General features: G+C 50.8%; 8 protein-coding genes and 1 tRNA gene. 1 reads left to right on the top strand and 8 read right to left on the bottom strand.

Annotated features, from left to right (window positions below; all coding sequences use genetic code 11):
• The 7 genes from QZL66_RS09635 to QZL66_RS09605 form a co-directional block, all read right to left on the bottom strand.
• Nucleotides 1-1,002 (bottom strand): glycosyltransferase (locus QZL66_RS09635; RefSeq protein ID WP_293602225.1); only part of this gene is annotated, 1,002 nt, incomplete at its 3' end.
• A gap of 21 nt (nucleotides 1,003-1,023) precedes the next feature.
• Nucleotides 1,024-1,968: a glycosyltransferase family 2 protein gene (locus QZL66_RS09630; protein ID WP_022411507.1), complete on the bottom strand. Its 945-nt coding sequence runs from the start codon at nucleotides 1,966-1,968 to the stop codon at nucleotides 1,024-1,026.
• 8 nt (nucleotides 1,969-1,976) lie between these two features.
• Nucleotides 1,977-2,996: an EpsG family protein gene (locus QZL66_RS09625; RefSeq protein WP_293602224.1), complete on the bottom strand. Its 1,020-nt coding sequence runs from the start codon at nucleotides 2,994-2,996 to the stop codon at nucleotides 1,977-1,979.
• 90 nt (nucleotides 2,997-3,086) lie between these two features.
• Nucleotides 3,087-4,916, bottom strand: coding sequence for an HAD family hydrolase (locus tag QZL66_RS09620; protein WP_293602222.1), 1,830 nt, complete (start codon nucleotides 4,914-4,916; stop codon nucleotides 3,087-3,089).
• Nucleotides 4,917-4,979: 63 nt separating this feature from the next.
• Nucleotides 4,980-5,471: an acyltransferase gene (locus tag QZL66_RS09615; protein ID WP_022411504.1), complete on the bottom strand. Its 492-nt coding sequence runs from the start codon at nucleotides 5,469-5,471 to the stop codon at nucleotides 4,980-4,982.
• A 25-nt stretch (nucleotides 5,472-5,496) separates the two neighbouring features.
• The gene (locus QZL66_RS09610) at nucleotides 5,497-6,570 is read right to left on the bottom strand and encodes a glycosyltransferase (protein ID WP_293602220.1); all 1,074 of its coding nucleotides are present in this window, start codon (nucleotides 6,568-6,570) and stop codon (nucleotides 5,497-5,499) included.
• Between the two features lie 433 nt (nucleotides 6,571-7,003).
• Nucleotides 7,004-7,080 (bottom strand) — tRNA-Pro (locus QZL66_RS09605).
• Between the two features lie 536 nt (nucleotides 7,081-7,616).
• On the opposite strand from QZL66_RS09605, the gene QZL66_RS09600 reads away from it, so the two are divergent.
• On the top strand, nucleotides 7,617-8,957 hold the full coding sequence (locus QZL66_RS09600; protein ID WP_293602219.1) for a citrate/2-methylcitrate synthase: 1,341 nt from the start codon (nucleotides 7,617-7,619) through the stop codon (nucleotides 8,955-8,957).
• A 216-nt stretch (nucleotides 8,958-9,173) separates the two neighbouring features.
• On the opposite strand, the gene QZL66_RS09595 is transcribed toward QZL66_RS09600, so the two are convergent.
• Complete coding sequence (locus QZL66_RS09595) at nucleotides 9,174-9,575, bottom strand: dockerin type I repeat-containing protein (protein ID WP_022411501.1); 402 nt, start codon at nucleotides 9,573-9,575, stop codon at nucleotides 9,174-9,176.
• Nucleotides 9,576-9,626 lie beyond the last annotated feature (51 nt).

The raw sequence follows: 9,626 nt of genomic DNA, 5'->3' as shown, positions 1-9,626 counted from the left end.
CCGGTCGTAAATCTCGTGGTAAAACTGAATCACACGTGCAAAGTCCAGCGGCGTATCGTCTGCCGGCACACGCAAATAGTACGGAAAATCCATATGATCCAGTTCTGTTTTCACGCCGGAGATAATCGGCAGTCCCTTTGCCAGATATTCCTTGCCCTTTAGGGTGCTGTTATAGAAGACATTGGTGCGGTGCCGTCCCATGGAATCCATCGCCAGACTGCACTTGTCATATATGGCATCCAGCGCTTCTCCGGATTTTCTGCCGTAAAAGGACACATGCCCTTTTAACAGGTCTGTATTTGCCAGAGTCTGATATTCGTTCAATACCGCCGGATCGCCGTCCCCGACCACATGCAGCTGAATATTTTCCGTCCCCTGCTCGGCGTAATACTGCTTCAGTCCTTCGAGAACCCGATCATATCCATGCCAGAACGCCATCTGTGCCACCATAATGATATGGATTCCGGAATCGGCGGAACCGTGCACATTTCGCTGCCGGATGCTGCTTACATCTACCGCATTGGAGATGGGAATCGTCGGAATCTGGTAAATCTGCGAGTCTTCCGAATAGGTGACGATCCGATCCACATACAAATGCAGCTTTTTTCGGCTGTGCTTGTCAATCCACAGGGAATAGGAATATTTGGAATATTCCCCGTCATACGGATACGTGGGGATCTCCACGAAAATTTTCAGATGAGGATACCGATGTTTGAGGTTCTTTAACAGGTGAATCAGATTGGGATCCGAGAAGAAATAGCGGATGTAAAGCAGGTCAACATCCTGACACGCCTGTATCAAAGCAAGGTTCTGTGTCCGGTTGCTCCCATAGAAATGAAAACTGATCTTTTTCAGTCCGGTTTTGTCCATTTGATAAAGGAAGTGCTTTACCTGGCAGCCGCCTTTCTGAAAGCATTCCATTTGCTTGTAGATTTTGGAGCTCACCCCGACACCGGACTCCGCCGGACTGATGATGCCCATATAAAGCACTTTTTTTGCCATAATCTGCTCCCTTTTCTGAAATTACCGGCCACGTGCCAGCAGTGTATACACCATGCGGTACAGCGGTGCGCAGCGGTAACACAGCTGCATTTGCAGCTTCCTTTGTCTGCTGACCTGAGAAAATGCGGTCTTGGGAATATGCTTCATGTGTTCCCGGTAAAACGAATAGATCTCTTTGTCCCAAACGCCGCCCTGTATCATGTTATCGATGAAATACAGCGTATACAGCATACAGCCCAAATTCATCATATCCGATTTGCTCTCGCTCAGGATGTGCCGGATGGGAATCATCATATCATAGGTTTTCTGCTGAAACTTCCCTGCCGTGATAGAGCCTGCCCGGATACGGTAGTGATACAGGCTCGCCGGATTGAAGGAGACCCGCTTGACCTGCCGGAAAATCTGATAGGTGGTGGGAATGTCTTCAAACAGTCTGCCCTCCGGATACCGGATCTGCTGAAACAGCTCCCGTTTGTAGAGCTTATTCCATGCGTAGCACTTGTAATATTCCTCCAGCAGCATCCGGTCTAAAGCTGCTGCCGAGTCATACACAGCGGTAGCGGTGACGGCAGCGGCGTGCTCTTTGATGATCTGCGACTGTTCGTCGCAAAAATCATAGTTGCAGCAGGCCACATCGGCATCAAAAGCCGCAAGATCCTGATAAAGCGTTTCGATCATCCGGCGGTCAATGTAATCATCGCTGTCAATGAACGAGAAAAACGCACCGGTCGCAACTTCGATTCCGGCATTTCGTGCGCTGGACAATCCGCCGTTTTCCTTGCTGACAATCCGGATCCGCTCGTCTTTGTAATTTCTGCACAGACGTTCCGAGCCGTCTGTCGAGCCGTCGATCACAAGAATGATCTCCAGATTTTGATATGTCTGCTGCAAAATGCTGTCGATGCATGCACAAACATAATCTTCCACATTATAGACCGGAACAATTACGGAAATCTTCGGTAACATAACACACCTCATATGCCAATCAGATACGGAACCACGCTGTCTGTTCCATAAATCACATAAATCAAAAAGAATGATGCAATGCCGGCAAGCACAATGTACCCATTGGCAAACCATTTGCTGTACTTATCCGAAAAGCACTTCTCCACCTGTGCCAGCAGGATAATTTCGCTGGGGAAAAAGAAGTACATGATCCGGAATGCATACCACAGATAGCCGGACAGTAAAATCGCCGCATAGATGCACACCGTACCGCACAGGTGAATGTAGTTCATCCTGTTCAGTTTCACAAGCTTCGACCAGCAGATCACAAGCAGCGGCAATATGGCAAGCTGGAACAAAAAGAACTTGAGATTGATGTTTCCAAAACTGAAGGACTGCACGTATTCCCGAAATTTTGAGAGAAATGCGAGATTGATCAGTTTATCAAAGATAAACATCACGATAAGGGGCAGCAGGAACAGCAGCATGGGCAGGAATTTTCTGACGTTAGCGTTCTTTCGGAACAAATACAGAACAAGGTACACCATCATGACTGCGGCAGTGATATGCACAAAGCATGCGACGACATAACAAACCGCCGCCCAGACCGGATGCTTTTTCTCCAGCAGGATGGTCCCGTAAAAGCACACCGTGATGGCAAGCGACTGCCGCACGATGTTGTAACTGGGCAGATACAGCCAGACAAAAAACAGCAGGAACGCAATTGCCGCATTCATGTTTTCCCGTTGCTTGACAAAGTAAAAGGAAAAGCTCAGACAGATGATACAGCCGGAAACCAGCAAAAAGAACCGGAAAGACGGAACGATTTTTGCGGAAAGAATGATGAGATATTTGAACAGTCCCTCATAAAGGTACGGCGTCCAGCCGTTTAATCCGTATCCGTTAAAATAGATGTTCTGATAAATGCCGATGGTGTCCGTTCCCACGTGAAGATCACGAATGACAAAAAACACGATCAGCGGGATCGCCGTCAGCAGACAGCAGGCAATGTTGTCCCGAATCTGCCGTGGTTTTCCGAGTCCCCGCAAGGTTATCACTCTCACGTGATTTTTTAACACAAAACTTGCGATAAGCAGCAAATATGCCATCAATACGATATAAACGATCATACGACTCCTTTATCCGTTAAAATGCTTCCGAAGCAGGCTGTACATTGCCATTGCATGGCTGGTCTTCAGATTTCTCTTGAGGAAAGCGACTTTCCAGCCGGAGTTGACGAAAGCACGGATCCATTTCTTCGGAGCGGAAACCGGACACTTCTCTGCAAGATAGATTTCCGTTTCATTCATATCGGAAACGCAGATGTCCCCGAAATGGGAGATCACCGCCTGCGGCGGCTGCTGCAAAACCCGATACATGGGGGAGAAGAACTGCTTGCACGGGATTCCGGCGCCGTCCGGAAATTCCCCGATGAAGTCATGGATGAAATCAATTGCCCCATCCTGACACGCCCGGATGATCGGGTAGACTTCTGCAAATTCATACTGATCGAGAACCGGACAAATCCGTCCGTCCTTTTCCGCATACTGAATGGTGGAGCCGTGGCTGGCGGAAAACAGGAACTCCAGCAGGGATGTTCCGCTGTTCAGAAGCAGATTTTCCTCCGGCGAAACTGCGCCATAATTGAAAAGGTAGCCGAAATTCCTGATCTTGTCCTTGTATTTGTAGTATTCGTCCCTCTGGGCGAGGAAAAATCCCGTCATGTCAAATGGTTCGGAGGAGCTGGACAGAATATCCGTCAGGGCGCTTTGCATCGAGCCGTTCCAGCCCAGATCCACCACCGCAAACTTCTGATTTACGTGCTCCTGCCGGAGATAGGCTTTCAGCAGAACCAATTCCCGCTTCGCCTGCTGCTGCACTTTCTGGAACATGCTGCCGATGATTGCTTGTTTTTCCGCATCCTGCAATTCGCCGAACGTCTTTTGCAGGGTTTCCTCCCGGCACCAGGAGCATTCCGAAAAATCAGCAGCTTTCAATCCCAGTTTCTCAATCTGATCGCAGACCTTTACCCGATCCCGAATCGGACGGTATTTCAAAAACGACGCCACGTCATGAATGGTTGCAATTGCCGGCACGGTCAGACTTCTGCGGGAAACATACAGGTAATGCCCCTCGAATGTCTGATCTGCGATACAGTCAAAGGCACGCTTGATAAACTCCCCCTCCCGTGCAAAGAAGAACACCTTTTGAATGTCATGCTTTTGCAGGAAGTCCTTGATCCAGGAAACATACCCGTAGATCGCCGGCCCCAGAACCGTATAGCCAAATGTATGGTAAAAGTCAGAATCCTCCTGCGGCGCTTTTCGTGCAAGAAACGCATCCAGCACAGGCACGCAAAACGAATCCGGCTTCTTTTTCGGGGGCACATACCGGAATGCCCGGATAGACTTTGACTTCGGGATCAGATAATCCGACTTCAGGTTGTCCCCGATATGCAGCATCTGTTCCGGCTTCTTATGACAGGCTTCCAGCACATGGGCAAACAAATCGCCGGCGTGCTTTGTCTTTTTCAGAGTGGAGGACAAAAAGAGCTTCCGGTATCCGGAGATCCGGCAGTTCTCCAGAATCTTTTCAATGACCGGTTCGCTCAGATACATATCCGAGGTTAAAACCACCGTTTTATTTTCACAGGCATATTGAAACAGCGCAGTCATCTCCCCATTCGGATAGCAGACACGGTATTCCATGGCAATTTCCGCCTGCATCAGCTCTGACGCATTGGGGTAGCGCTGTTCCAGATGCCGGTAGATGTCCTCCAGCCGGATCTCGCCGCTCCGGTCTTCCTCTCTGGCAGCATTTTCTGCCTGTATCCTGTCGGTCTGAAACTGTTCCGCCGGCAATTCATATTGCTGTGCCACCAGAGTGAAAACATCCGCAGGTGTTTTGCACATTCTGCTGACCAGGGTATCAAAGATATCAAAGCTGACCAATTCGGATTGGTCTATCATTTTTTTTACTTTGCTGTTCATGCGATTCTACCACCATCCTGAAATACAGCGCATCGGATACGCTTAGGAAGTCCGCTCTATGGGACTCATTGTATAAGCCGGCTCCATCTTTACGAGCGTATTGGCCGGAATATGCCCGCTGACAACGCAGTTTGCCCCAATGACACAGCCGTCTTCGATCACGGTGCCCTTTAAAATTATGACATTGCTGCAAATCCAGCAGTTTTTTCCGATGGACACAGCACCCATGGTATACCCCTGGTCGGCAATGTTTTTGGCCTGACGAAACCGGTGGTTGTGGTCATAGATCCTGACATTTTCCCCGAACAGCGTATTGGCGCCGATCGTCACCTGCTGCATGGCACTGATGGAGCAGTCATGATTGAAAAAGCAGTTTTCCCCGATTTCCACCTTTGCTTTTGGCTCGATCGCCAGATGAAAGTGGCTTCTCCACGTGACACCCTTTCCGAACACCACTGCATTCCCATAGATCAGCTTGAGCCATACTTTTTTGATGGCAGCAGCAATGTGGAACAAAATCTTGTATATCAGCATGTTTTCTCCCTTTGTCCTGTGCTTTTCAGTCCTTTTGACAGGCGTTCAGCGCTCTTTGATAGATCTCATCGTATTTTCCGCACATGACATCCAGGCTGTATTCCGACAAGATCTCCCGGTATGCGTGTTCTATATAGGCACGGCAGTCTGCGTCCATCTGTACACCCCTGCGAATTGCTGCAACATATTCGTCGAGCGTTTTGCAGACAAATCCGTTCACCTGATTGTGGACAACATCACGGTTTCCAATGACATCGCTTACCACCGCCAGTTTTTTCATATACATTGCTTCCAGCAGACTGATGGGAAGTCCTTCCCACAGCGACGGCAGCAAAAAGATCCGGCTCTTCATGCAGAGGGCAATGGCCTCTTCCCGCTTCACCCAGCCGGTGACGGTGATATTTTCGGCGGTCAGTTCGCTCCGCAGCTCTCCGTCGCCGATCCAGACAAACTGCACCTGGGGAAGTGCAGCTGCAATTTTGCAAAACAGTGCCGGATTTTTCTGGTACGTGATTCGTCCCAGTGTGCAGACCGTTGCCGGTGCGTCTTCCGGAGCAGCCGGAACTGCGGAAATAATCCGCTGCAATTCCTGCACATCCACGCCATTGTTCACATATTCCGCCCGTTTGGTCAGTTTCAGCGTCTCACGATGCTCGCCGACCGAACAGCTGATGGTCGTGCTTTTCCGCATGGCACAGATGCCCTCGATCAGTTTGTACATCAGGCACTTTTTCCGGCTCTGATTTTCCATCAGGAAGCTGTACCCGTGCGGCGTATAAAATACCGGAACCTTTCTCCCCTGAAATGCAAACCGGCCGATTGCTCCTGCTTTGGAGGAGTGGAGATGAATGATATCGGGATCGATTTCCTTTGCAAGCTTTCTGAGTTCTCTGAATGCCCGGATGTCACTTTTCGGGTCGATCTTTCTCGTAAAGTTTTTCACCTGAATCAAATGGACACGCCTGTCAAAATAGGATTCATAATCCGCCGGGGTCTGATCTCTCATCCCAAACAAAATGTAGATCTCGTACTTTTCCGCCAGCTTTTTGGTCAGACCGACCAGATAGGAAAAAACACCGCCGCCAAATGCTTCCACCACATATAAAATTCTTTTTTTCTCTTGGTTTTCCATATGTACCCCATTGTCTGATGATTTCAGCACAAGGTGCCGGAAACGCACGTGTGCTGTCACGGAATCCAGCGCCTGCGCCCTCCCGATTCTGATATGTTCTCTGAGAAGTTCTCTCAGTATGGATTCTTTTGTAAGCCTGTATCACCGTGCCGTTCTCATCCCATAAAAACAGCGCATCATTCGTTGTTTCCGGATGCGATAAAACCGGTGATGATACGTAATATTATAGCACATACGATAATTCGTGTCAAGCTGAACACTGCGGTTCGGGTGGGGGCAATCGTATGGGAAATGTCCGCCATTTTCACCCCGCCGTTTCGGAAAAGCCTGCTTTTCACAAAACCTCCCAGACAACGAAAAAGGCTGAACTACGAAAAATCGTAATTCAGCCTTCTGCAATTGGTCGAGGTGACAAGATTCGAACTTGCGGCCCCTACGTCCCGAACGTAGTGCTCTACCAAACTGAGCCACACCTCGATGCGACTCATTTAGTATACCACACTTTTTGCGGTTTGTAAAGCGTTTTTTTATTTTTCGAAAAAAGAAAAGTTTATCATCGCTTCTCAAAAGAATCAAAAGCAACAGAACCGCAAAAATCTTCGAAATTCGACTTTCCACATTTCTTTCAACAGATGTTTAAAGTGCCGCCTTTCGGTCAAAGCTTACATCAGCCGCAGAAATCCTGCTGCGCACACAACACTCCCCGTGAATTTGTTGCAAAACTTCGTCATAGTTGACAAAACAACTGAAACATGGTATAATAAAAAGAAGCACACGCACGAAAGTGCCTTCAAAGGGAACGGCAGTGCCGCACAAAGTTCCCGCACTGCGCCATTCAGGCGGGCTCCTGCGGTGCTGCCAGAGGTGTTTCGCATCCGGCGAGGGCGGGAATCCGCTGCCCGTGCGAAACAGAACACAGTATGACACAGAAGGAAAGGATGGATGAGATGCACAAAGCAACTTCATTACACTCGGCAAAGATCAAGCAAATGGTTTCTCAATATAAACACGATATGCAGCAAGTCGAACAGCTGACCGCAGAAGCCACCCCGTACTATCAGATCGCACAGGAACTGTACATGCAGTACGAGGTCAAGCGTGGTCTGCGTGATCTGGACGGCAAGGGAGTTCGTGCCGGACTGACGACCATCAGTCAGGTCAGCTCTACTAAGCAGGAAAACGGCAGAGCCGTACCGGCGGAGGGCAAGCTCTTCTACCGGGGCATCTCCATCGACCAGCTGGTACAGGGCTTCATCACCCACGACCGGTTCGGCTATGAGGAGATCGCCTACCTGCTTCTCATGGGCCGTCTGCCCAAAGAGGCGGAGATGCGGGAATTCCACCAGCTTCTGACCCACTACCAGCCGCTGCCCAACCACTTCAACAGCGGTGTCATCATGAAGATGCCCAGCGACAATATCATGAACACCATGGCGAAATGCGTGCTGGCGCTCCACGCCTATGACCCCCGTCCGGACGACACCAGTCTGCCCAACGTCATGCGCCAGTGTCTCCAGCTCATCGCCCAGTTCCCGTCGCTGGCGGTATTCGGCTATCAGGCCTCCATGTACTTCCGCAACGACAAGAGCATGTTCATCCAGAAGCCCGACCCCAGCCTCTCTGCCGCCGAAAACATCCTCTATATGATGCGGCCGGACGGCAAGTACACCCGTCTGGAAGCACGGCTGCTGGATCTGTGTCTGGTGCTCCACGCCGAGCACGGCGGCGGCAACAACTCCGCCTTTACGGTGCACGTGGTCACCTCCTCCGGCACGGATACCTATTCCACCATCGCTGCTGCCCTCGGCTCTCTGAAAGGCCCCAAGCACGGCGGCGCCAACATCAAGGTCATGGAGATGTTCGAGGATCTGAAGCGGCACTGCCCCGACTGGCAGGACGAGGATGCGCTGCGGGCATATCTGGAAGGGCTGCTGCGTGGCGAGGGCTTCGACCACACCGGTCTGATCTACGGCATGGGGCATGCGGTGTACTCCGTTTCCGACCCCCGTGCAGTCATCCTGAAATCCTTCGTGGAGCAGCTCTCCAGCGAAAAGGGCTGCCACGACGAGTACCAGCTCTACGCCACCGTGGAGCGTCTTGCCGGCGAGGTCATCGCCAAGAACCGGAAGATCTACAAGGGCGTATGCGCCAACGTGGACTTCTACAGCGGCTTTGTGTACCGGATGCTGGGGCTGCCGGTGGATCTGTTCACGCCGATCTTCGCCATCGCCCGCATTGCCGGCTGGTCTGCCCACCGCATGGAGGAGCTTATCAACTGCAGGAAGATCATCCGTCCGGAATACCTCTCCGTATCGGAGCGTCAGAACTACGTCCCGCTGGAAAAGCGGTTCTGAGCGCCTGTTTCCCATCAAAAATCCGATGGATATTCCTGACATTTGTCAGGGGTGTCCATTTTTTGTAGGGACAGATTGCGCTGTGTCCCTGCAAAGCGCTATCTTCCCCGCAAAAGAAAGCCGCCGCATCACATGTTCTGTGACACGGCGGCTTTCCGTCGTTTTATACCAATCTTACATCATTCCGATTGCTCGGAAAACGTCTGAGCCTGTCCGTTATACAATCGGCAGATCCAGCAGATTATCAATCAGATACTGTAAAATCACTGTGATATCGGTGGAATCCAGCACGCTGTCCCGCTGGCAGTCCGCATTGGCGAGCTGTGCGCAGTTCAGGTAGACAGAACCGTTGAGGTACTTTTGCAGCAGAACTGCATCTGCTGCGCTGACCTTGCCGTCACAGTTGACATCGCCGTAGAGTGTTGCAAAAGTCGGATCGGAGATGTCGCTTGTGGTCACATCGGTCTGCACGGTAACTTCGGTGGTCGTCTCCCCGGCAGTGGTTTCCGGTGCCGCAGTGGTGGTGACTGCCTCGGTTTCCGTGGTGGTCTCCTCGGCGGTCGTGCCGGTTGTGGTAACTGTTGTGGTAGCAGCCTCCTTCAGCTGGAGGTAATCCATAGAGCAGTAGCCGTCCGTGCCCTGATAGGAAACGGCTGCCCAGCTGCCGGT

This window comes from Ruminococcus sp. CAG:330, assembly GCF_000437175.1.
Taxonomy (GTDB): Bacteria; Bacillota; Clostridia; order Oscillospirales; family Ruminococcaceae; genus Ruminococcus_C.
The sequence above is the reverse complement of the archived record's forward strand: the minus strand, read 5'-3'. Positions and strand labels throughout refer to the sequence as shown.

Excerpts from the sequence above, each read along its gene's own strand:
- QZL66_RS09630 (WP_022411507.1), bottom strand. The coding sequence starts at position 1,968 with ATGTTACCGAAGATTTCCGTAATTGTTCCGGTCTATAATGTGGAAGAT.
- QZL66_RS09620 (WP_293602222.1), bottom strand. The coding sequence starts at position 4,916 with ATGATAGACCAATCCGAATTGGTCAGCTTTGATATCTTTGATACCCTG.
- QZL66_RS09615 (WP_022411504.1), bottom strand. The coding sequence starts at position 5,471 with ATGCTGATATACAAGATTTTGTTCCACATTGCTGCTGCCATCAAAAAA.
- QZL66_RS09600 (WP_293602219.1), top strand. The coding sequence starts at position 7,617 with ATGCAGCAAGTCGAACAGCTGACCGCAGAAGCCACCCCGTACTATCAG.
- QZL66_RS09595 (WP_022411501.1), bottom strand. The coding sequence starts at position 9,575 with ATGGATTACCTCCAGCTGAAGGAGGCTGCTACCACAACAGTTACCACA.